Source organism: Haematomicrobium sanguinis DSM 21259, from assembly GCF_000688395.1.
GTDB lineage: Bacteria > Actinomycetota > Actinomycetes > Actinomycetales > Micrococcaceae > Haematomicrobium > Haematomicrobium sanguinis.
The window spans coordinates 218,360-240,238 of sequence record NZ_JIAG01000003.1 but is presented as its reverse complement, the minus strand read 5'-3'; the positions used below and the strand labels follow the sequence as shown (position 1 = coordinate 240,238).

Below are 21,879 nucleotides of genomic sequence, written 5' to 3'. Positions count from 1 at the left end.
TCCGCCGCCGGTGCGCAGTCCACACTGACCACCATCAACGATAGCCAAGTTACTCATGAGTAACATACCGCAGTGCCACGGTGTTTTCCAGTGCGACAGGCACCGCCTAGGCTTAGGTCAAAGCTCCATATCGTGATTCACACCACATTCCGTCCTCAGCAAGAAGGAAACTCATGAGTTCACCGCACAACGACTCCTCCCTTGAGACACCTAAATGGAAACTCATTGGCCCGGGCCTGATCGTCGCCGCCACCGGTATTGGCGCCGCCGACATTGTCGCCACCCTCATTGCCGGCCAAAAATACGGATACGCCTTACTCTGGGCCGTCGTCATGGGCGTGATCATTAAGATCGTCCTGGTCGAAGGCGTGGGACGCTGGACGCTCGCCACGGGAGAAAGCATTTACGAGGGCTGGCGGAAAGTCGGACGCTGGACCGCCTTCTACTTCGGCCCCTACATCATCATTTGGGGCTTCGTCTACGGCGCCACGGCAATGGCATCCTCCGCAATACCGCTCGCCACTCTCTTCCCCGGCGTCCCCGTCCCATTGCTTGGCACCATTTGCGGACTCGTCGGCGCGGCGCTCGTCTGGGCGGGGCGCTACACCCTGTTTGAGCGCGTCACGGCATTCTTCGTCGGCGTGATGTTTGTCGTGATCGTCGGTCTAGCCATAATTGTCGGCCCGAACATCGGCGACATCTTGGCCGGCCTCATCCCCTCGATCCCGGAGGGCAGCATCTTCAACCTGCTGGCCGTGGCTGGCGGCGTAGGCGGCACGATCACGCTAGCCGCCTATGGTTACTGGCTCAAAGAAAAGGGCTGGGTTGCCCCGAAGTTCATGCGTGTCATGCGCATCGACAACGCGGTTGCCTATATCGTCTCCGGCATCTTTGTGATCTCCATGCTGATTGTCGGCGCGGAACTGCTCTACAGCGCAAACATTGCGGTCGCCAGCGGTGATAAGGGCCTCCTCGACCTGAACACCGTGTTGACCGAACGCTACGGCCCGATCATCAGCCCGATCTTCCTCATCGGCTTCTTCGCCGCTTCATTCTCCTCGCTTCTGGGTGTCTGGAACGGCGTCTCGCTCATGTTCGCGGACTTCTGGGGCCGCATGCGAAAGCTCCCCGAGGGCGATCCGCGTGCCGAAATCGGCGGCAGTTACTACAAGTTCTACATCTTCTGGCTGACCATCCCGCCGCTGATCATTGTCTGGTTGATCAAGTCTCCGATTCAACTGATCCTGGTCTACGGTGTGCTCGGCGCCCTCTTCATGCCATTCCTCGCCATCACGCTGCTCGTGCTGCTCAACAGCAAGAACACCCCGAAAGAGTGGCGCAACAAGTGGTACACCAACCTCGTTCTCGGCCTCTGCGCGGTCTTCTACCTGACCACCGGATTCATTGAGCTTTGGAACGCGATTGCGCGCGCCAAGCTGATTCCCGGAATGGAACCGATCGGCTAGCCCGCGGATACACAAAGTACGACGGCGCGTGGTCACCTTTCGCTCGAAAAGGTGACCACGCGCCGTCGTACTTCATTTTTAAGAATCTTGGGCGACGCGCAAGTTGGTGCCGCGGGTTTCCTTCACCAGCGTGACCCCGAGGAAGGAGATCGCGCAGAGCACCATGATGTAGATGGCGATCGAGATGGAGGATTTGGTTTGTCCCAGGAGCCATTCGGAGACCAGGGGGGCGAATGCGCCACCCAGGATCGCGCCGAGCGCGTAGCCGATCGAGACCCCGGAGTAGCGCACTTGGGGCGGGAACATTTCGGCGTACATGGCTGACATCGGGCCGTAGGAGAGCCCGAGTCCCAGCGTCAAGAGGAACAGCGCGATGCCGTAGGCCCAGATGTTTTTCGTGTCGATCAGCAGGAAGAGCGGGATCATCCAGACGAAAATCAGCGCATAGCCGATTTGGAACGTGCGCACGCGACCGAGTTTGTCCGAGAGCGCGCCGCCGTAAAGCGTGAAGATGAGCCAGCCGAAGGAGGCGAGCAGGGTTGCCAGCAGCACCGGCCCGCTCTCCATTTTGAGGGTGCGGGTGGCGTATGCGGAGAAGAACGCGATCAAGAGGTAGCCGGCTGCGTTGTTGCCGATGAAGATGAGCGCGGTCAGGATAACCGGCCGGGTGTGGTGCTTGAAGAGTTCGCCCAGTGGAGCGCTGGATTCGCGTCGACGTTGCTGGAGTTCGGCGAAGACCGGGCTTTCGGCGACCGCGCGGCGGATCAGGTAGCCGACCGCGATGAGCACCACGGATGCGAGGAATGGGATACGCCACCCCCAGGCGAGATACTGTTCCGAGCCGAGCGTGACGTTCAAGACAAAGACCATGGTGGACGCGAGGATCATGCCCAGCGGCACGCCGATTTGCGGGTACGCGCCCCAGAATCCGCGTTTGTTTTCCGGCGCGTGCTCTACCGCCATGAGTGCGGCGCCGCCCCATTCGCCGCCGGCGGAGAAGCCTTGGAGGATGCGCAAGAGTATGAGGAGGATCGGTGCCCACACGCCGATGACCGCGTAAGTGGGCAAGAGGCCGATCAGCGCGGTTGCCGCACCCATCGTCACGAGGGTCAAGACGAGGGTGATTTTCCGGCCCAGCCGGTCACCCAGGTGTCCGGCGATGACTGCGCCTAAGGGCCGGAAGAGGAAACTGATACCGATGGATGCCCAGGAGAGAAGCTGGCCAAGGCCCGGGCTTTCGTCGGCGAGCGGGTTGAAGTACAGCTGCGCGAAGATGAGTCCGGCGGCCTGGGCGTAGATGAAGAAGTCGTACCATTCGATCGTGGTGCCGACCATTGTTCCGACGACGACTTTGCGGTCCTCGCCGGACATTCGGGCGCGTGTTTGCGCGGTTTGGGACATCGTTGTCTCGCTTTCGCCTCAAGAATTCCTGGGTTACGGGTGCTGTGATGCGGCCGTATTTACTGACCGATTGTTCAGGAATTCTGGACTTTAGAATGCCACGTTGTGATCTGGAACACAAGCATGTCTGGGGGTGAGGAAGGCGCGTTGCCGGGAACTCTTACCGCGGCGGGGAAACTGGCCTAGTGTTGGTTTCATGAGTGATGAGTCTCCTACTCCCCCGGACTACAGCGACCTGACTGCCCTGTTCTTTAACTGCACGTTGACCCGCTCGCCCGAACCGAGCCACACTCAGGTGCTGATTGATAAGAGCCGGGCCATCATGGAAGGTGCCGGGGTAGAGACCGAGTCGCTGCGCTTTGTGGATCTGGACGTTGCAACCGGCGTGTATCCGGACATGCGCGAACACGGCTGGGAGAGAGATGAGTGGCCCGAGATTGCGAAAAAGGTCCAGTCTGCCGACATCGTGGTCATTGCCGGGCCGATCTGGCTTGGCGACAATTCGAGCATCACAAAGAAACTCGTGGAGCGTCTCTACAGCAATTCCGCGGAATTGAATTCGCTCGGACAGTCAGCAAACTATGGCAAAGTAGCCGGGTGCCTGATCGATGGCAATGAGGATGGCGTCAAGCACTGTGCAATGAACTTGCTGTATTCGATGCAACACATTGGCTTCACCATCCCGCCGCAAGCCGATGCCGGGTGGATCGGCGAAATCGGCCCGGGCCCCAGTTACGGGGATGTCGCGGGCGACGGTACGCGGGTCGGCTTCGATAATGATTTCACCAACCGCAACGTGACCATCATGTCCTGGAACCTCATGCACTTGAGTCATATCCTCAAAGCCGCCGGCGGATATCCGGCTTACGGCAATGACCGCACCGCGTGGGAAAATGGCGCGCGCTTTGGTTTTGAATCCAATCCGGAGTATCGACAAGGGAGTATGTCATGAAGAACAAATCAACAGTCTTGGGGGTTGTCGCGCTGGCTTCGATCGTGTTGCTTGCGCTGTCCTTCGCCTTTGCGTGGCCCGCGCCGATCACCATTGTGCTCGGCATCCTGATGATCATCGCGATTGTTGCCTACCTGGCGGCCTGGCGGAATCGGACGCCGAACTAAGCCCAGGAAATCGAAGCGGAGTCCACCCGGGCATACAGCGCATTTGACTTTATCGCGGAGAACTACCGCCACCGGCACGAACGATTACATGGGTTGGTGGCGATTCGAAAGGGCCATCGTACGCGAGCGAACTTCGGCGGGATGCAAGAAGTGCGCATGCCCACAGTACGCATAACAGATACGCACAAATCGAACCAATCGATACCAGCAACATCGAAAGTTCGCTCATCTGACCATCGGCGTTGGACCCGCTCAGAAACGCTATCCACTTCGGTGAGATCCAGAACGCGATTGCCATGAGGACGGTTATTACACCCGTTGTCCATCCAAGAACTTTTGGCAGTTTTTGTGTCGACAGCAGTACATATGAGCCCCAAGCAATCAGCGGCAACCAGACCCAATGATGTGACCACGTGACTGGCGAAACCAAGAGCATCAACAACGCCGTTGAGGCAACACCGACGTACGGGCCATGCTTTTTTGTCTTGAAAATACACAGGCCCGCAACGGCCGCCAATATCAGCGAGAGGGCTACCCACAACGTCGTCACTAGGTCGGCGGGAAAAGCAAGGTGCATGAGTGTCCCGCGAATTGACGTGTTGTCGGCATACCCCAAGTTCCCGATTCGCCCTGGATCGAGGATGACACTCAACCAATAGTCCTGCGAAAGGCTCGGCGCCACAATCCAAGCGGCCAAAACCGTTGTGGCGAAGCCTCCGATCATCCGACCAAGTGATGCGAAGTCGCGACGCACCAGATAATAGAAGCCAAACACCAGCGGGGTAAGTTTGATACCAGCTGCCACGCCCACGAGGAAGCCGGACCAGCGATTCCATTTCGAGTTCCCTCGCGCGGACCCAAGAAGGTCCCATAGGCACATTAGGAGCAGAATGGCGTTAATCTGCCCAAAGTCAATGGTGTCTCGCCAAGGTCCGCTGGACAGTATCGCTAGTCCGCCCCAAAGTCCAATGAGAATCACCTTGAGTTTCCCGTTTCTCGGGCTTCCCGATAAGGATCTCACGCTTGACGCCAACGTCTTTGCCAACCAATACGCAACTAGAACGGTGCACAGTGTCAGGATGGTGAACCCAACCATTGTCGGAAGCAACGCGATCGGAAGAAATATCAACGCTGCAAACGGCGGGTAAGTAAAAGGCAGACCGGGCGCACCTGGGTAACCCAAGGTGGGTCCATAAAGATTCGCGTCGAGGCCGTTCAAACCAAATATCGCTGACGCGCCAAGTCGATATACGCCGTAGTCAAGTGCGATGGGGGGACGAACGACCAACAACCACAACAGCAATATCAGGACTGGCAGCCCAAGTAGAGCGAGCCTTCTCACCAAAATCCAACGACCTTTCTACTCGTGACAGCGGTGGGTGCTGCCCACTCCATGGGAAACACCCACCACCAATCGATTCATGCTGACTTTGTGCCTACGGAATGGCGCAGAAATCCTCACCTGGGCGATCATTGAATGCTACGCAAGCTGCTGGCGCTGACCCGAACGCGATGCTCTAGCTGTTGGCCGTATTCGAGCCAGCCGGAATTACAACTCCTCCGGCGCCATTCCCACCCACGTTGAGATAAATCAAATCGCCAGGCGAACCATTTAGCACTTGACCATGATATTCCGCGCCACATTTCCAGAGGATGGCCGTGCGTCCGTACTTGTAGCTGATGGCGAGCTGTTCACAGGCCTCCATCGACATCGAACCGGCCGTGCTAGCTGGTTGCGCATTGGCCGCTGGAATGGAAAATCCCAAGGACGCGATGAGAAAACCAAACACTGCAAATGCGCCCGAAACTTTCTTCTTCATTTTGACTCCTTGGATCGATTGAATTTGCCACGATTGTGACACTTGAACGGTGTCAGGGGGGCTCAAAAAGTCAACATGCGATGCCCAACAGTTTTAAAAATGGTCCGCCTGTCTAGACGCGAACGTGTACTCAAGGTATAAGTCACCCCAAGTCGCGAATAGGCAGAGGCTCCACGCAAATGTAGCGTTTCAACACGGAAAAATCAGTAGGGCTGCTGGGACTTGAACCCAGGACCAAAGGATTATGAGTCCTCTGCTCTAACCAGCTGAGCTACAGCCCCGCGGCGCGCGGGTAAACGCGCCTTTGCCATAGTACTTGAGCGGGCGGTGACATTCGCAATTCAGGCGAGCAACGCCGTCGTGCATCACACGGTGGGCACACGCAAAGGAGGTCGGGGAACTCACGGTTCCCCGACCTCCTTACCTATGCGGCGAAACTACGCGTGGGTTGCCGTGGTGCGGCGACGGTACGCGAGGATCAGGCCGATCGCGACGAGCGCGAGGCCGAGCGCGCTCAGACCGCCGATGGCCATCGCGCCGGTGTCGGGGAGGCTACCGCCGCCCCCGCCCCCGTTGGTGCTGGTCGGCGAGGGCACAATCACGCCGTCAGTCGGAGTGGCGGTGCCGGTCGGCGTCGCTGTCTCGGTCGGGCCGGTGGTCTCGGTCGGCGTTGCGGTCTCGGTCGGAGAAGTGGTCTCGGTTGGCGTCGCGGTCGGGGTTTCGCTTGGCTCCTGGGTGGGAACCGGTGCGTTGACATCCAGGCCAAGGGCCCCGGTGACGGTGAAGAACACGTCGGTCTGGTCGGTGAAGCCGGCCACGTTCGCGGCGCCCGGGCCGTATGCGGCGATGCGCAGCTGCGAACCGGTGTGCGCCTGGGACTCGCCCTCCGGCGCGTTACCGTAGGCGATGGTCATCGGCTGCCCCTCGTTGGTGATGAGGGTGCGGGTCAGACCCGGGGTGTCCATGCCGGGGTAAACGATCTGGCTGGAGTGCGCGTGATCCGCGGTCACAATGACCAGGGTGTTGCCGTCCGCCTTGGCGAAGTCCATGGCCTTCTGCACGGCGTTGTCCAGCTGCACAACCTCGCCGATCTGGGCGCACGGGTTCGCTGCGTGATCCTGCTTGTCGATGCTGGCGCTCTCGACCTGGAGGAAGAAGCCCTTGTCATCATTCTTGAGCAGGTCGATGGCCTTTTGGGTCATCACATCCAGCTTCGGGGTTTCCGGGGTGAACTTAGCGTTTGGTTCGCAACGAACACCCGGTTGCGAGCCGCCGCCGTTGACCGCGGCGGGTCCTTGCCAACCGGTGGGCAGGTTGCCGTCATTGAAGAGACCAAGGACGGGCTTGTCCTGGTTCGCTTCGGTGACCTTGTCCAGCTCTTGCGCGGTGCGGACAACGTTGTACCCGCGGGCATCGGCCTGGTCAAAGAGAGTCTGACCGGCGTATTCGCCAGCCTTGGCTTTCTGGTTAAAGGACTCGGCGCCGCCACCCAAGGTCACATCGGCGCGCGTGGTCAGGAACTGCTCGGAAATGGATCCGAGTCCGCCGTTCTCCAGGGCGTTGGTGGGGCATTCCTCCGTGGTCTCATCCGGGCCGTAACAACCGCGATCGGTGACCTTGGACGCCTGAACGGCGGGGGTCGCGTCTTGGATTTCCGATGTCGTGACGTTGCCGGTCTTCATCCCGTTCGCTTTGGCGATTTCCAGCATGGTCTTCTGGGCGTTGCCCTTCCAATCCACGGAAATGCCGCCGTTGTAGGTCTTGGTGCCGGTGGCCCAACCGGTGCCGGAGGCGGCCGAATCCGTCACGTAGTCCGGCTTGCCGTTCTCCTTGGAGAGCGAGTAGGTCGTGTACTGGCCGGTGATGGGCAGAGCGTCGATGCCGTCGAAACGGCCAGCCGCACCCTTTTCATAGTTGCGGGCCGAGGTGATTTCCGAGTCACCCATGCCGTCGCCAATCACCAAGATGACATTCTTGGCGGGGCGGTCCTGGATGGAATCGCGCAAAAGCTGCGTCATGTCGCCGGTGTTGCGCTGTGCACCACCGTGCTGGGTGTAGTCACCCTCAGCGTTAGCTGCCGGTACCGCAATGGTCGCCGCCAGCAATGCGGCCGCACCGAGCGCGGCCGCAGAACGGTTCAGAAATTTCATTTTTAGCTATTCCTCAAAAGTTGTGAGCGAACGGGCAGAACCAGTCTTCACAATCAAGGTGTCTAGCTAGCGAAACCTCAGGTGTCTTTTAGGTGAACACATCAGGCGTGATGCGAATAGTCCGGGAAGTCAAAGGTGACCGGCTCACCGTAATAGAGCTTCTCAAAAACCTCATGCGTCGAGGCGATGGAGTGCGGCTCCACCATTTTCCGGCTCGCCCGGCCCATGGCGGAGCGCTTCTGATGCGAAGAGCGGAAGAATTCCTCGATCTGCCCTGCCAGCTGGTCCGAGTCGCCGGGGGTAAACAGGTGGCCGTTGACGCCCTCATCGACCAAGTGCGGGAGAGCCATCGCGTCCGCCAGCAATACCGGCGTCGACGCGCTCATCGCCTCCAGAGTCACCAAGGACTGCAGTTCCGCGGTCCCCGGCATGACAAAGAGGTCGGCACGCAGGTAGGCCTCGCGCAACTCTTCGTCCGGAATCATGCCCAAGAACTTTACCCGGCCGCCGAGCCCCAAACGCTCCACTTGTGCCTCCAGCGCGGGGCGGACCTCTCCCCCGCCTACGATTTCCAAGTGAATGTTGAGGGCCGGATCGGTTTTCGATACTGCGTCGATCAGCACGTCGATGTTCTTCTCTTCGGCGATGCGCCCGGCAAAGAGCACCGTCGGGTACGGGTTCTTTTCTACCTTTTCGCCCGGCTTCTTCTCATAGGCGGCCGCGTCGATGCCGTTGGAGAGCGGCATCACCTCGTGCAAGAATGCGTGATCGCGCATGGCCCTGGCGGCAAGCGGGGTTGGGGTGGTGACCACGGCGGCCTTGCCCATGATCTTGCCCATGTCTCGCCAGGAGTTCTTGGCCACGATCTTCAAGAACCAGTCCGGGAAGGGCAGGAAAGGGTTGAGATTTTCCGGCATGAAATGGTTGGTGGCAATGACCCTGATACCGCGGCGAGTGGCCTCTTCGATCGCGGCCTTACCAATCATGTAATGGCACTGAATATGCACCACATCCGGCTGCACCTTATCGAAAAGCGCCTTGATTTCCCCGGTGATCTCCCACGGCAGACACAACCGGTACGTGGGGTGGGTGAAAATGGAGTGCGAACGCAACCGGTGCACATACGCCTCCGGGCGCACCTCGGTAAAACTCGGCCCCTTATTGTTGCGCGCAGCCAGCACATGAACTTCGTGGCCGCGCCCGCTCATTCCCAGCGCGAGTCGTCGACAAAATTGCGCTGCACCGTTGACGTCCGGCGGATACGTGTCCGCAGCAATCAAAATTTTCAACGGTTTCTTGGCAGCTTGCTCGCTCACTAAACGGATTCCTCGGGTGTTCTTCTGCGCGAGCTTCGCTTCAGGCCGATCGGACCCGTTTCCGCACGCGCGTTTTAGGCACGCTTACGTGCTTTTCGCTTGCGTTCCAGCACATCGGGGTGATGCCTGGACAACATAATGACCCCTACGATAGCAACGATTCCCATCGCAACCATGCCAATCGCCGAGACCGGCGCGACATCGGGGCGTAATTCATTCAATATGATGATGCCCACGGCTATTCCGACCATCGGATCGATCACCGTGAGGCCGGCAATCACGAGGTCCGGCGGACCCAGCGCATAGGCGCTTTGCACGAACCACGCACCCAGCGCCCCGGCCGCCGCAATCGCCAGCACGGAATAGATGGGGATGTTCAGGAACGTCCGGCCGTTCGGGTCCAGTAAGTGCGAGGCAATGATCTTGGTCATCACCGCCACCATGCCAAAGAGAACACCGGCACCCACAATGTAGATAAACGCGCTCATCCGGCGCTTGAAGGTAAACGCTAAGAACCCGAACAACGCCACCACAATCGCTACCAGCACAACGATCGTGAGCTCCTGCTGCACGCTCGTCGCTTCCTTGCCCCTCGTCGCCGTGACCGCCAAGAGCACAAAACCGGCGCTACCCACCACGCACAAAATCACCGACACAATGGTCATGCGATTCAGCCGTATGCCCTGATCCTTCGCGTTGACAAAGGTGGTAATCACCAACGCTATGGCACCAATCGGTTGAACAACGGTCAACGGCGCAATGGCAAGTGCGACGGCGTTCATCGCCATTCCTGCCACCAGCAGGAAGAGTCCGAGTAACCAGCGAGGATTACGCAGTAAGCGCGTGAATCCTTTCGAGCCGAGGTCCAGTCCACCGGTGCTCGCCTTGACTGCCGATCCTTGGCGCTGAGACCCGATGGCAAGCCCCACGGCGCCGCCGAGAGCCAAGAGTATGGCCACTAAGGTCATGCAGATTCTTCCTCACGGTATTTTTGCCACGCCTTTATCAAGTAATCACCGGCGGCAATCACGTGCCCCACACACCCGATAATCAAGATGACGTGCGCGGTAATATTCAACCATTCCGCCTGGAATCCGGGGACCCGATACAGCAACAAAAGCGGCGTGCCGATCAGCAATAGCGCGGTGCGCACTTTGCCGAGAACACTGACCGGAAGATTGGGATTTCCGCGGAACAGGACGAGCGCGTTAATAATGAGGATCGCATCTGGGATCACGATGCTGAGCACGAGCCACAGCGGAGCAATACCCGAAACCACAAAGGTGATCGCCACAATGATGAGGGCCAGGCGATCGGCCATCGGGTCCAGCCACTTACCGACCGAAGACACCATATTGAGCCGGCGGGCCAAATAGCCGTCCACCCAGTCGGTGGAGCCCAACACCACCAGGACAATCACCGCGGCCCCATAATTTTCCTGGGCGATAAGCCACACAAAAACGGGGACCAGGCAAAAGCGGAGAACGGTAATGAAATTGGGGATGGTCCAGAACGTATTGCGTTCTACCAATTCAACCCCGTCACGGGCGCCTGCACCGATGAGTTTCACCATTCACCTCCCCACAAGTTGTTCCTCGACATCCTGGTGCCGCGGTGATGGCGCGGCGCTGATCTCATCCTATTTTGACTTGAAGAGTTTTGCGGTCCACACCACGATGGCAATGAGCGATGCTCCGAGAAGAGCGAGCGGCTTCCACCGTTCGGTCAAAAATTCTTGTGCATCGGTGCGAGATTGAGCGCTGGAACCGGAATCGAAGAAGGAAACGACTTGGCTCTTGAGATGATCGGCACGATCCTTGGCCTCCTGCGCCAAGTCTTCGGCTTGGGCCTTGACATCCAGCTTGCGCCCGAGGCCATCGCGAACCTGAACCATGTGCGCACGGCGTTCGGAGAGGCGGCTCTCCAGTTCTTCACGAGTGGGTGCCGGCTCTTTGGGTTCTTCGTCCCCGTCTTTTTCGGCACCTTCGGTGCCGTCTGAATCTTCGGAGGTATCGCCGTTGTTCTTCTTTTCATCCAAGGTGGCCGGATCAAAATTGCTGCCGGCGCGGATGACTCCGAGGTCATATTTGATGCCGCGGATTGCCTCGATGGGCGGGACCGGGAGCGCCTTCTTTACGTTGAGGTAGGCGATCAGGGCGACAATGCCGATGATGACAAGGAACGCGGCGGCAACGATGAGCGCGGCGAGCCATGGGGCCATGATGGTCGCGAGGCCCATGATCGCGGCGACGACCAGGGCGATGGTGAGCAAACCGAGGAAGGCGAGCGCGATGACGCCCGCGACACCGGAGATTGCGAAATGTTTAGCCGTGCCCTGAAGCTCGAGTTTCGCCAGTGCGATCTCGTCACTCAGCTGGCGCGGTGCGAGGTGCGCCATGTCCTGCGTGAGGTGCGTGAGCGCCGGGGTTCGGCGGCTAGGTGCTCCACTTCGCGTGGGGGTGCTCATAAACAAACTCCGAATCTGAACCGAATAACCTACACAGTTTCCTAGACTTTTATCATTTCACACCTCTTGGGCGCGTGCGGTAGTTTCCTCGGTGAACTAATCGGATAGAATGGGGAACGCCAATCACTCTTGGCTCACTCCTCTTTTTTTCGCGTCTTTCTAGGATGTTGTGTGACTTCTTTTGACTCCCCCGGCAACGCCATGACTCGCCCCGAGAAAATCCGGCTGATCATTATTTTGGGGATGCTGACCGCGCTCGGGCCGTTCACGATCGACATGTACTTGCCGGCGTTCCCGGAGATTCGCGATTCCATGGGTGTCTCGGATGTGGCGATTCAGCTGACCTTGACCGCGACCATTATTGGTTTTGCGTCCGGGCAGCTATTTATGGGGCCGCTCTCGGATAAGGTGGGGCGGATTCTGCCGCTGAAGATCACCACGACCCTGCACATTGTGGCGTCGGTAGGCGCCGCGCTTTCGACCGACGTGACAATGCTGCTCGTGTTCCGGTTGCTGCAAGGTATCGGCGCGGCGGGGTCCGGCGTGGTGGCGATGGCGATTATTCGCGACCTGTTTCACGGCAATCAGTTGGTGAAGATTCTCTCCTACTCGGCGCTCGTGACCGGTTTGGCGCCGATCATCGCGCCGCTGTTGGGTTCGGTCATTGTGGCCGTGGCGCCGTGGCCGGTGGTGTTCTGGTTCTTGAGCATTTACGGTGCGGTGATGGCAGTGGCGGTGTGGACGCTGATTGCCGAGACGCGGCCCCGGGTGGCACGTGCGGTGGGCGATGTGACCGCATGGCAGCGGTACAAGGCCGTGTTGAGCGACCGAATCTATGTGGGCGTGGTGCTGCTGGGTGGATTCAACTTTGGTGCGCTCTTTGTCTATCTTTCCAGCGCGTCCTTCCTGTTCCGGGAAGGATTTGGATTCTCCGAAATTGGTTTTGGGCTGTTCTTTGCGATCAATTCGCTCGCCGTGATGATCGGCGTGCAGACGTCCTCGCGGCTCATTCGGCGTATCGGTGTGGCGCGCGTGCTGATCATGTCGACCAGCTTGATGTTGGTCATGTCCGGACTGATTGTGGTGCTAGATCGCGCCGAGATGGGGCTCTGGGGAGTTGTGCTGCCGTTGTGGTTTTACATTCTTGGCGCGGGCGCGACCTTCCCGTGCGTCCAGGTGTTGGCGCTTATTAATAACGGGGCGCAGGCCGGGACCGCTGCGTCCTTGATGGGCGCGATCACGTTTGGGATGTCCGGGATCGTGTCTCCGATTGTGGGGGCGATTGGGATCTCGGTGGCGGCGATGGGCTCGGTGATGTTCCTGTGTATCGTGGCCGCGGCGGCGTGTTTGTGGTTGATTATCCGGCCGTGGACGGTGCCGGCGCTGGAGGGGTAGCGGGAAAGGCTGAGCCGCGCCGGGCTTAAAGTGGAAACATGTGCGGACGGTTTGTCACGGTAAAGACGCGGGCCGAGCAGGATCATGTCGATGCGATCTTGGCCTTGGACCCGGACTTCTTTCAACGCCCCAATTGGCGTGACTTCCTGTTCTTCAATGTCGCGCCGACGCAGATTGTGCAGGCCATTCGCGATGTGGGCGGCAAGCGCGAGTCCTTTGATGCGCGCTTTGGGCTTTTGCCTGCGTGGGCGAAAGAAGCGTCCTTTGCCTCCCGGACGTTTAACGCGCGGATGGAGACAGTGGCGGAAAAGCCGTCCTTTCGCAACGCATTCAAGTCCCGGCGTGCTCTTGGACCGGCGCTTGGTTATTACGAGTGGCAAACCGTGGGCAAGGTCAAGACACCGTATTTTGTGTACCTGCCGGACACCATGATCACGTTCGCGTGTTTGTATGAGGACAATTCGCGATGGGGCGCATCGATGACCATCATTACCGCGCCCGCGCCGGAACGGATGCAGTGGCTACATGACCGCATTCCGGTGATCATGCCACCGAATTTGCGCGATGCGTGGCTCGACCCCTCGATCGATTCGCCCGATGAGGTCGCCGCAATTTTGCAGGACGCCGTGGACAACCAGCCGGAGCTGTCCTGGTATGAGGTCGGGAAAGCGGTGGGGAACCCGCGGAATCAAGGGCCCGAATTGATGGAGCCGGTGGCGTCGCAGGGGTCGCTGCTCTAGCTGGTTTGGCTGGCTCAGCTAGTTCGGCTGGTTTAGATGGTGCAGCCGTCGGGGCCGCAGACGTTGGGGTCCTGGTTTTCGGCGCTGTTAGCGGTGCCCGATTGCGCTCCGGGCACGTTAGCCATCTGCAATTTCGGCGATTTTGCCCAAGCCTCGTCAAGAACCTGGCGGAAAACCTCGACCGGTTGTGCACCGAAAAGCGCAAGGCTCATGTCGAACACGAAGAACGGGACGCCCTGAATGCCAAGTTGCCCGGCCCGGGCAATGTCTTCACGGACCTCCTCGGCCTTCGAATTGATCTCGAGGGCGCTGCGAACCGCTACCGGGTCCATGCCGATCTGTTGGGCAATCGCGACCAGCTCATCCACACTGCCAATGTCCTTGCCGTGTTCAAAGTGCGCGGAGAGGAGAGCTTCCTTGGCCTCGCTGCCGAGACCGTTTTCTTGGGCCAGATGCAATAACTGGTGCCCCAGGAAGCTATTGGCGACCTTGAGCGCGTCGAAGTCATAAGCGAGACCCTCCTTTGCGGCTTCGCTCTTGACATGCGCAAACATGGCCTCGACCTGTTCGATCGGCATGCCTTTGCGTGCTGAGAGGTATTCGGCCTCGGTGCCATCGAAGTGTTCGGGCAGGTTCGGGTCGAGTTGGAAGCTGTGCCAGGTGACGTTGACCTGGTCCTTGTGCGGGAAATCGGCGAGCGCCTTTTCGAAGCGGCGCTTTCCGATGTAGCACCAAGGGCAGGCAATATCAGACCAGATGTCAACATTCATGGCTGGTGTAGCGTTGCGGGCGCCGTGGTTATTTCCCGGTGGGACCTTTTTTGGGTCCAGCCACTCACAAAAGGCAAAGAAAAAGCCCCGGAATCACGCGGGTTCCGGGGCCGTTGGCTCCCCCGACTGGACTCGAACCAGTAACCCTTCGATTAACAGTCGAATGCTCTGCCAATTGAGCTACGGGGGAAAACAACAGATAAAACTCTAACAGAATCCGCGGCCGATTCCGAAATCGGACAGCACCCACAGCCCCGCGCCGCCCAACACCCTACGAGGACTGCTCCCGCAAGGTCCGCCGCCGCAACTCCAGCTGATAGATTTCGCGGTTCAGCTCGGTGATCCGCGCAGCATCCGCCACCGCGTCCAGCCGCTGCATTTCCGAGAGCATCCGCGCCTTTTCCAGGTTCATCCGCGCCGCAATCAGGCTCTTGAGCAGCCCCAGCAGGTAATCGCCGAGCCGCCGCTCATCGCTCGTGGGCAGCGGCGTGACCGCCAGCCGCGTCACATACCCGGCCAGCACATCCGGCACACCGGCGCGCACATGCTCAATCCAATCGGTCCCGCTCCCCCGGTACACGCTCGCGCCCTTCATCGCCGACTGCACCGCCGCAAACGCCTCCACGCTCAGCGGAGCGGCCACAAATTGCCCCCACTGCTGCTCGGTCACCAGATGCGGATACTGCAGCAACGCCACCAGCGCATCATGTTCCAGCCGCACGTTGGGGTCCGCCATGTTCGGCTTTTCAAATTGAGGCACGACGGCGACACTCGCCTCACCCTCATGGCCCCCGGGTTCTTGGCGAACCTGGGCATTCTCTGGCGGAACTTCCGGTTTCGCGCCGGATTTCACCGCGTGGGCGACCGCTCGCTCCACTTGGGAGTGATCCAAAAACTGCATGCCCAACCATTTGGACAGTTCCCGGGTGTAAACCTGGCGGAGGCTCGAGTCGCGGATCTGCGCCACGACCGGTGCCGCCATGCGCAACGCCTTGAGCTGCCCCTCGCCGGTGTCCAAGTTCATTTGCGCGAACGAGGCCTTGATGGCGAATTCAAAGAGCGGGCGCTTCGCCTCGATCAACCCGCGTACCGCTTCCGGGCCCCCGGACTTGCGCAAGTCGCACGGGTCCGCCCCGGACGGCTCCACCGCGACATAGGTTTGCGCCAAGAAACGCTGGTCTTCCTTGAACGCCCGGAGCGCCGCCTTCTGTCCGGCCGCGTCGCCGTCAAAGGTGAAGATCACTTCCCCGCCGGAACCGTCATCGGTTAAGAGGCGCCGTGCCACCCGGATGTGGTCCGCCCCAAAAGCGGTGCCGCAAGTGGCGACTGCGGTACTCACCCCGGAAAGGTGGGCGGCCATGACGTCCGTGTACCCCTCGACGACCACCAGCTGCCGGGAAGTGGTGATGGACTTGCGTGCGAGGTCAATTCCGTAGAGCACCTGAGACTTTTTATACAGCGGCGTCTCGGGAGTGTTGAGGTATTTGGGGCCCTGGTCCTCGTCATAGAGTTTGCGCGCACCGAACCCGATGGTTTGCCCGGTGATGTCGCGGATTGGCCAGATCAGCCGGCCGCGGAAACGGTCGTACATGCGTGAGCCGTCGGAGCCCTGAGAGAACATGCCGGTGTGTTTGAGCTCGTCGTCGCGGAAACCGCGTCCGCGCAACACTTTCAGGAGCGAGTCCCACCCTTGCGGCGCATACCCGACACTGAACTGTTCGGCGGCGGCGCGGTCAAAGTCCCGGCCGGCTAAAAACTGCCGGGCCACGAGCGCTTCGGGCGAGCCGAGTTGGGATTGGAAGAACTCGTCGGCGATTTTGTGCGCGTCCAACAGCCGCTGGCGTCGCCCGTGCTCCTCCTTGCTCGGGCCGCTGCCGCCGTCCTCATAGTGCAACTCGTACCCGATGCGCCCGGCAAGCTTTTCCACCGTTTCGGAAAAGGAGGTGTGGTCTAACTTCATCAAGAATTCGATGACGTCCCCGCCTTCGCCGCACCCGAAACAGTGATACGTGCCGTGTTGCGGGCGCACATTGAAGCTCGGGCTGCGTTCGTCGTGGAAAGGGCACAAGCCTTTATAGGATCCCACCCCTGCACGCTTCAGCGAGACGTAGGACTCCACTACTTCCTTGATGTCGGTGCGGCGGCGCACCTCATCGATGTCTTCGCGTTTAATCAGCCCGGCCATGCCACCTCCACCAGCACCTAACTACCACAGTGCACGGTTTCTTCCCATGAGCCGCTCGTGCAGAGCGAGGGCCGATACATCGGTGAGGGACGCCAACTGGTCGATGACAACGCGAAGGCGAGCGGCGTCGTCGTACGCCATAAGCCAATCCGCCGCAAAGGCGGGCTCCAAGTATTTCTCGCCCGTGGTGAACAACTGGTTGACGAGGGAGGTGAGGATCTCGCGCTGGCGCTCATACACGGGCTGGCGCTCGTCCCGGGTCATGACGAAGGTGGTTGCCAGGCCCTTCATGACCGCAATTTCCAGAGCCGTGTCCTCGGGGACCACGAGCTCAGCGGCGTAGCGGGTGAGCGGGTCGGGGCCGTAGATCGCGCGGGTGGCGCCCAGCGCCGCGGAGGCGAACCGACCGATCAGCTGGCTCGTCATGTTTTTCAGCGCCGCGAGAGCCTTGCGGGAACCATCGGATTCCTTGACCCACGCTTCACTGTCCTCGAGCCGAGCGAGGGCGGCTTCGATGTCGGCCGGATCGGTGTGCGGCAGGTACCACTGCTGGGTGTAGCCGACCACGCGAGCGCGGTGATCGGCGTGCTGGAGCCACTTGAGCTGGACGTGCCCGGCGACAATCGCGTCCTCGACGTCATGTACCGAATATGAGATGTCATCGGAGAGGTCCATCACCTGCGCCTCGATGCAGGTACGTCCTTCCGGTGCGCCCTCGCGGACCCAGTTAAAGACGTCGAGGTCATCCGCGTAGACGCCGAACTTGCCGGTGCGGTGGCCGTGAATAATGGGCGCGTCCTCGCGGGACCACGGGTACTTGCTGGCGGCGTCCAGGCTCGCGCGGGTCAGGTTGAGCCCGGCCGGGGTGCCGTCCGGGGCGACGACCTTCGGTTCCAAGCGGGTGAGCAGCCGTAGCGTCTGGGCGTTTCCTTCAAAGCCGCCAATGTTGTGGGCGGCCGCATTGAGCGCGGACTCGCCGTTGTGACCGAAGGGCGGGTGGCCGAGGTCATGGGAGAGGCAGGCGGCGTCCACCACGTCCGGATCGCAGCCGAGGGAGCGGCCGATTTCCCGGCCGATCTGCGCAACTTCGAGCGAATGGGTCAGCCGGGTGCGGACAAAGTCATCGGTGTCCGGGGAGACGACCTGGGTTTTCGCGCCGAGGCGGCGTAGCCCCGAGGAGTGCAGGATGCGGGCGCGGTCGCGTTCAAAGTTGGTGCGGTACACCTTTTTGGCGGGCTCGGCGACCCAGCGCTGTTCGTCCGCGGTGGTGTATCCGGCGGTTAACGGCTGTTCGGGCAAGTCGAGAGAGGGCACCCTGCCATCCTAGTTGTTGTGCTGCGCGGGTGAGGCGTTCGGAACGCTCCTGTGTATAACCTGCGTGCTAGCCCCCGGAAACATCGAGTTCGGCGGCGGAGATCATGGACTTCTGCTGCGCATCGAGTTCGCGGGAGGCAAGCCAATTTTCGGGGAGCGCCGGACGTTTGGGGGAACCGGCGCGACCGCGCGGGCCTTCGGCGTCGGCACCCGGGTAGGGCGATTCGGAATCGAGTTCATCCAAGAGCTCGCGCAGGGTTGCGAGGTCCGGGACCATGGCGAGTTTGGGGCGAAGCTCGGAACCGACCACGTATCCCTTGAAATACCAGGCCATGTGTTTGCGGATGTCGCGGAGTGCCTTTTGCTCCTCGCCAAAGGTCTCCACGAGAAGCTCGGCATGCCGGTACACGGCGTTCGCGACCGTCCCGAGGCTCGGCCGGTAGCGGCGAGAGGAGCCCTCGAAGGCGGCCATCAAGTCGCCGAAGAGCCACGGCCGTCCCTGGCAGCCGCGGCCAATGACCACACCGTCCACCCCGGTCTGCTCCACCATGTCCATGGCGTCTTCGGCGCTCCAAATGTCCCCGTTGCCCAGCACGGGCACATCCGGCAGCGCCTCACGCAGGGTGGCGATCGCGTTCCAGTCCGCCTGCCCCGAGTAGAACTGTGCGGCGGTACGCCCGTGGAGCGCCACCGCGGCGACGCCGAGATCCCGGGCAATCTTCCCGGCTTCGACGTAGGTCAAGTGGTCCTCGTCGATACCCTTACGCATTTTGATGGTGAGCGGAATGTTGCCGCGGCTCGCCTCGGTGACGGCTGCGCGCACAATCGAGGTGAAGAGCTCGGTCTTCCACGGGAGCGCCGAGCCGCCGCCGCGCCGGGTGACCTTGGGGACGGGGCAGCCGAAATTCAGGTCGATGTGATCCGCGCGGTTTTCCTCAACCAACATGCGGACCGCGGCTCCGACCGTGACCGGTTCCACACCGTAAAGCTGTACCGAGCGCACCTTCTCATCTTCGTCATGCGAGATGATCCGCATCGACTCCGCGTTGCGCTCCACCAGGGCACGCGAGGTCACCATTTCCGCGACGTACAAGCCACCGCCGAATTCGCGGCATAAACGGCGGAACGCGGTGTTCGTGATCCCGGCCATCGGGGCGAGGACCACCGGGGTATCGATGGTCAGCGGGCCGAGCTTGAGCGGGGGCAGAGACAGCGTTCTTGCGGGTAATTCGGTGGTGAGCACCCGTCTATTCTCTCATCGTTTCGCATCCCCTTACCGCAAAAATTGCGTTGTGTGCGGCTCTCGGAGTGCGGTGCGGGGATGCGACACGGTGGAGGGGTTAGCGGCGGTGACGCCCGGAACGGGTGGGCGCGGCGAGGTCACTGGGTGCAAGGTCACTGGGCGCGCTGGCGCGGGGCGAGACCGCCTTGACGACCAGCACCGCGATGAACGTCGTCACCGGAATCGCCAGCACCAGGCCAATGGAGCCCACCAGGGTGCGCACCACTTCCTCGGCGAGCACTCCCCCGGTAAGGCTGGAGGTGAACCCCGGGTCATACATGGAGACGATGATGAGCAAGGGTAGCGCGGCTCCGGCATAGGCGAAAGCAATCGTGTACACCGTGGAGGCAATGTGATCCCGGCCGATGCGCATGGCACCGGCGAAGAGCCGACGCGCGGACTCGTGCGGGGCAAGCTCATGGAGTTCCCATACAGCGCTAGCCTGGGTGATGGTTACGTCATTGAGTACGCCCAGTCCGGCAATGATGAGTCCGCAGAGAATCACGCTTCTGATGGTGAACTGGTCGGTGGAATTGATGAGTTTATAGGTGTTCTCATCGCCCAGGCCGGTTAGGTGAATCGCGGAAATCGCCCATGAGGACAGCGCGGTAATCGTGAGCAATCCGAAAAGAGTCCCAAGTAACGCCGTGGACGTGCGCGCGGAAAACCCGTGCGCAAAGTACAGGGCCCCGATCATGATCAGCATCGACCCCACGAGACCCACCAGAATCGGATCTTTGCCTTCCATAATGGCCGGAATGATGAAATACGCCAGCACAAGATATGCACCGAAAAGTCCAATCATGGCCCGCAAGCCGCGCCACCTGGCCACAGCGACCACCACAAACGCGTACACGATCGCCAGCAAGATGATGGGCACATCCCGCACGTAATCCACGAACATGTACCCGGACGCTCCGGGCCCGGCGACCTCGGCGTAATTGAGGTACTTGATCCGGTCCCCCACATCGGGCGCATCCGCCTTTTCGACTTCCCGGCTGACTTCCACCGCAACATCGAATCCCCCGGCCGCCGGACGCGTGTAGGCAATCAAACACTGCGGCTGGGTCGCCGGGTCCACGCTCTGCGGGTCCGTTCCGGAAACCTGAGAGGACGGGCACACCCCGCGATCGGTGCGTACCACTTCTCCCTCATCGACGCTGATGCCCGTCGTGGTGGCATACGGGTCCTTGATTTGGAAATCGGGGCGATCGGCCGAGGGCCACAGCAACCAGGCACCGACTGCGGTGGCGAGGGCTATCGGGATCAGAACCGCAAGCAGAAGCCGTTGGGCTCTGGACCGATTGCGCCGCTGTTCCTCGGTGAGCGGCGCCTCAGAGCCGTGGTGGGATCCCATGACCCCAGCCTAAATGCTATTGACACTCATTCTCAATTAGTGCCGCCCGAAGCGGGTCTCAAGTCACCGGCCAGGAGACCCATAACCGTTATGGGTCTAACTCGGGCCGCCAGCAGACCCGGAAGACGCCACAATCAGGCACGTCGCGTCCGCCGGAGTCAACGCTCCCACCGCATTCAGCCGATCCACAATGCTCATGAACGGCGTCATGGCCTCATCGACCTCGATCTGTACCGGGTCCTTATAGGACACCAGTGCCAGAAGTGCGCTGAGCGCGGTCTCGGCGTCGGCGTCGGAGAGATCCGGATCGTAGCCGACAAACAGGTCGGCCGGCTGAACCGCATCCGCCCCGCCCTCAAGAGCGTCAACCGCATCGGCATCGGCCAATAAATCCAGCGACTTCGGCGCCCGCTCGTAACTGATCGCAAAGGCCTGAATCTTTCCGCCCTCGCTCGCCGGGGCGTCGCGGTACACAATCCCGCCCTTCGCCCCGGACGCCTCGCCCAAGAACAGGCCCTGCGCTTGGCCCACACTGATATCGCTCGGCGACCAGGAGGCGTGCACCGCGTTGTAAAACTTTTGTACCAGCGCAGTCAGTTCCACCGACCCCAGCAGCGCCTCTTCCAACTGCGGCCCGTCACCCTCGGTGATTTGCGGCTGCGGCATGGAGCTGGGCGCCAGCACGTACACCCAGGACTTTTGCACCACGTCAAAACCGCGGGCGGCGGCAAAGGGCACCGCGGCGCTCCCCTCGGCAAGCTTCGCCGTCAACCCCAAAGCGCCCGAGGGCCCACCGGCAGCAAGCGCCTGAAGCTCCGCCAACAGCGCGGACCCGATGCTCTCGCGCCGACGCTCGCTCCATACCTCCACGTAGGCCGGGTAGCGCCCCGGGTGAATCGCGTTGGTGTAGATGACCCCGGCGGCAATCGGCACACCGTCATCGGTGGCCACGAGCGAGCGGATCCACGGCGAATCCCCAGAAGGCACCAGTTCAGAGCGGAAGCGCGCGGAAAACACCGAGTCCGGCGCACCCCACACTTGCATGAGTTCTTCGGCGTCGCCGGTCACAAACTCGCGGTATTCCACGGCCATGAGCC

Annotated in this window: 19 protein-coding genes and 2 tRNA genes; 5 read left to right on the top strand and 16 right to left on the bottom strand. The window is 60.8% G+C overall.

Features of this window, described 5'->3' with window-relative positions; genetic code table 11:
* The first annotated feature begins 173 nt into the window (after nt 1–173).
* A complete protein-coding gene (locus O148_RS14760) occupies nt 174–1,466 on the top strand; it encodes an Nramp family divalent metal transporter (protein WP_051619808.1) in 1,293 nt (430 codons plus the stop codon).
* Nucleotides 1,467–1,544: 78 nt separating this feature from the next.
* Here O148_RS14760 and O148_RS0104055 read toward each other — a convergent pair whose 3' ends face one another.
* Entirely contained in the window at nt 1,545–2,867 is a 1,323-nt protein-coding gene (locus O148_RS0104055; RefSeq protein ID WP_026529884.1) for an MFS transporter, read from the bottom strand.
* Nucleotides 2,868–3,063: 196 nt separating this feature from the next.
* Here O148_RS0104055 and O148_RS0104050 point away from each other — a divergent pair, with 196 nt between their 5' ends.
* Nucleotides 3,064–3,819, top strand: coding sequence for a flavodoxin family protein (locus O148_RS0104050; protein WP_026529883.1), 756 nt, complete (start codon nt 3,064–3,066; stop codon nt 3,817–3,819).
* Nucleotides 3,816–3,986: a hypothetical protein gene (locus tag O148_RS17710; RefSeq protein ID WP_157374477.1), complete on the top strand. Its 171-nt coding sequence runs from the start codon at nt 3,816–3,818 to the stop codon at nt 3,984–3,986. The genes O148_RS0104050 and O148_RS17710 overlap by 4 nt, the downstream gene beginning before the upstream one ends.
* Nucleotides 3,987–4,035: 49 nt before the next feature.
* Here the strand turns inward: O148_RS17710 and O148_RS14755 are convergent, their stop codons facing one another.
* From O148_RS14755 to O148_RS14745, 8 genes are all read right to left on the bottom strand, one after another.
* The gene (locus O148_RS14755) at nt 4,036–5,082 is read right to left on the bottom strand and encodes a glycosyltransferase 87 family protein (RefSeq protein ID WP_240470782.1); all 1,047 of its coding nucleotides are present in this window, start codon (nt 5,080–5,082) and stop codon (nt 4,036–4,038) included.
* Between the two features lie 421 nt (nt 5,083–5,503).
* Complete coding sequence (locus O148_RS0104035; RefSeq protein ID WP_026529882.1) at nt 5,504–5,806, bottom strand: hypothetical protein; 303 nt, start codon at nt 5,804–5,806, stop codon at nt 5,504–5,506.
* 207 nt (nt 5,807–6,013) lie between these two features.
* Nucleotides 6,014–6,087, bottom strand: a tRNA-Ile gene (locus O148_RS0104030).
* A 156-nt stretch (nt 6,088–6,243) separates the two neighbouring features.
* Nucleotides 6,244–7,956 (bottom strand): alkaline phosphatase, encoded by a 1,713-nt coding sequence (gene phoA / locus O148_RS14750; protein WP_075204273.1) that lies wholly within the window; start codon nt 7,954–7,956, stop codon nt 6,244–6,246.
* Nucleotides 7,957–8,057: 101 nt separating this feature from the next.
* Nucleotides 8,058–9,272 (bottom strand): glycosyltransferase, encoded by a 1,215-nt coding sequence (locus tag O148_RS0104020; protein WP_026529881.1) that lies wholly within the window; start codon nt 9,270–9,272, stop codon nt 8,058–8,060.
* Between the two features lie 74 nt (nt 9,273–9,346).
* Complete coding sequence (locus tag O148_RS0104015) at nt 9,347–10,240, bottom strand: DMT family transporter (RefSeq protein WP_026529880.1); 894 nt, start codon at nt 10,238–10,240, stop codon at nt 9,347–9,349.
* Nucleotides 10,237–10,845 carry a CDP-alcohol phosphatidyltransferase family protein gene (locus O148_RS0104010; protein WP_338035371.1) on the bottom strand — a complete coding sequence of 203 codons (609 nt, stop codon included), beginning with the start codon at nt 10,843–10,845 and terminating at the stop codon, nt 10,237–10,239. The genes O148_RS0104015 and O148_RS0104010 overlap by 4 nt, the downstream gene beginning before the upstream one ends.
* Nucleotides 10,846–10,911: 66 nt before the next feature.
* The gene (locus O148_RS14745; RefSeq protein WP_084157030.1) at nt 10,912–11,739 is read right to left on the bottom strand and encodes a phage holin family protein; all 828 of its coding nucleotides are present in this window, start codon (nt 11,737–11,739) and stop codon (nt 10,912–10,914) included.
* Nucleotides 11,740–11,910: 171 nt separating this feature from the next.
* Between O148_RS14745 and O148_RS0104000 the strand changes: the two genes are divergently transcribed.
* Together O148_RS0104000 and O148_RS14740 are read left to right on the top strand one after the other, a co-directional pair.
* Nucleotides 11,911–13,134, top strand: a complete 1,224-nt coding sequence (locus O148_RS0104000; RefSeq protein ID WP_026529878.1) for a multidrug effflux MFS transporter — start codon at nt 11,911–11,913, stop codon at nt 13,132–13,134.
* 38 nt (nt 13,135–13,172) lie between these two features.
* Nucleotides 13,173–13,874 carry an SOS response-associated peptidase gene (locus tag O148_RS14740; RefSeq protein WP_035744746.1) on the top strand — a complete coding sequence of 234 codons (702 nt, stop codon included), beginning with the start codon at nt 13,173–13,175 and terminating at the stop codon, nt 13,872–13,874.
* A 32-nt stretch (nt 13,875–13,906) separates the two neighbouring features.
* Here O148_RS14740 and O148_RS0103990 read toward each other — a convergent pair whose 3' ends face one another.
* The 7 genes from O148_RS0103990 to O148_RS14730 all read right to left on the bottom strand — a co-directional run bounded on the left by O148_RS0103990 (nt 13,907) and on the right by O148_RS14730 (nt 21,874).
* Nucleotides 13,907–14,644 (bottom strand): DsbA family oxidoreductase, encoded by a 738-nt coding sequence (locus tag O148_RS0103990; protein ID WP_026529877.1) that lies wholly within the window; start codon nt 14,642–14,644, stop codon nt 13,907–13,909.
* A gap of 114 nt (nt 14,645–14,758) precedes the next feature.
* Nucleotides 14,759–14,834 (bottom strand) — tRNA-Asn (locus O148_RS0103985).
* Nucleotides 14,835–14,915: 81 nt separating this feature from the next.
* Nucleotides 14,916–16,829 (bottom strand): DNA primase, encoded by a 1,914-nt coding sequence (dnaG, locus tag O148_RS0103980; RefSeq protein WP_026529876.1) that lies wholly within the window; start codon nt 16,827–16,829, stop codon nt 14,916–14,918.
* Between the two features lie 21 nt (nt 16,830–16,850).
* Nucleotides 16,851–18,143, bottom strand: coding sequence for a deoxyguanosinetriphosphate triphosphohydrolase (locus tag O148_RS0103975; protein ID WP_084157028.1), 1,293 nt, complete (start codon nt 18,141–18,143; stop codon nt 16,851–16,853).
* A 67-nt stretch (nt 18,144–18,210) separates the two neighbouring features.
* Nucleotides 18,211–19,386, bottom strand: a complete 1,176-nt coding sequence (gene dusB / locus O148_RS0103970) for a tRNA dihydrouridine synthase DusB (RefSeq protein ID WP_026529874.1) — start codon at nt 19,384–19,386, stop codon at nt 18,211–18,213.
* 97 nt (nt 19,387–19,483) lie between these two features.
* Nucleotides 19,484–20,782 (bottom strand): YibE/F family protein, encoded by a 1,299-nt coding sequence (locus O148_RS14735; RefSeq protein WP_051619805.1) that lies wholly within the window; start codon nt 20,780–20,782, stop codon nt 19,484–19,486.
* Between the two features lie 96 nt (nt 20,783–20,878).
* Complete coding sequence (locus O148_RS14730) at nt 20,879–21,874, bottom strand: hypothetical protein (RefSeq protein WP_035744744.1); 996 nt, start codon at nt 21,872–21,874, stop codon at nt 20,879–20,881.
* Nucleotides 21,875–21,879: the final 5 nt, after the last annotated feature.

Bases quoted from the DNA above. Each gene is read 5' to 3' on its own strand.
- O148_RS14760 (WP_051619808.1), top strand. From the start codon at position 174: ATGAGTTCACCGCACAACGACTCCTCCCTTGAGACACCTAAATGGAAA.
- O148_RS0104055 (WP_026529884.1), bottom strand. From the start codon at position 2,867: ATGTCCCAAACCGCGCAAACACGCGCCCGAATGTCCGGCGAGGACCGC.
- O148_RS0104050 (WP_026529883.1), top strand. From the start codon at position 3,064: ATGAGTGATGAGTCTCCTACTCCCCCGGACTACAGCGACCTGACTGCC.
- O148_RS17710 (WP_157374477.1), top strand. From the start codon at position 3,816: ATGAAGAACAAATCAACAGTCTTGGGGGTTGTCGCGCTGGCTTCGATC.
- O148_RS14755 (WP_240470782.1), bottom strand. From the start codon at position 5,082: ATGGTTGGGTTCACCATCCTGACACTGTGCACCGTTCTAGTTGCGTAT.
- O148_RS0104035 (WP_026529882.1), bottom strand. From the start codon at position 5,806: ATGAAGAAGAAAGTTTCGGGCGCATTTGCAGTGTTTGGTTTTCTCATC.
- phoA (WP_075204273.1), bottom strand. From the start codon at position 7,956: ATGAAATTTCTGAACCGTTCTGCGGCCGCGCTCGGTGCGGCCGCATTG.
- O148_RS0104015 (WP_026529880.1), bottom strand. From the start codon at position 10,240: ATGACCTTAGTGGCCATACTCTTGGCTCTCGGCGGCGCCGTGGGGCTT.
- O148_RS0104010 (WP_338035371.1), bottom strand. From the start codon at position 10,845: ATGGTGAAACTCATCGGTGCAGGCGCCCGTGACGGGGTTGAATTGGTA.
- O148_RS14745 (WP_084157030.1), bottom strand. From the start codon at position 11,739: ATGAGCACCCCCACGCGAAGTGGAGCACCTAGCCGCCGAACCCCGGCG.
- O148_RS14740 (WP_035744746.1), top strand. From the start codon at position 13,173: ATGTGCGGACGGTTTGTCACGGTAAAGACGCGGGCCGAGCAGGATCAT.
- O148_RS0103990 (WP_026529877.1), bottom strand. From the start codon at position 14,644: ATGAATGTTGACATCTGGTCTGATATTGCCTGCCCTTGGTGCTACATC.
- dnaG (WP_026529876.1), bottom strand. From the start codon at position 16,829: ATGGCCGGGCTGATTAAACGCGAAGACATCGATGAGGTGCGCCGCCGC.
- O148_RS14735 (WP_051619805.1), bottom strand. From the start codon at position 20,782: ATGGGATCCCACCACGGCTCTGAGGCGCCGCTCACCGAGGAACAGCGG.
- O148_RS14730 (WP_035744744.1), bottom strand. From the start codon at position 21,874: ATGGCCGTGGAATACCGCGAGTTTGTGACCGGCGACGCCGAAGAACTC.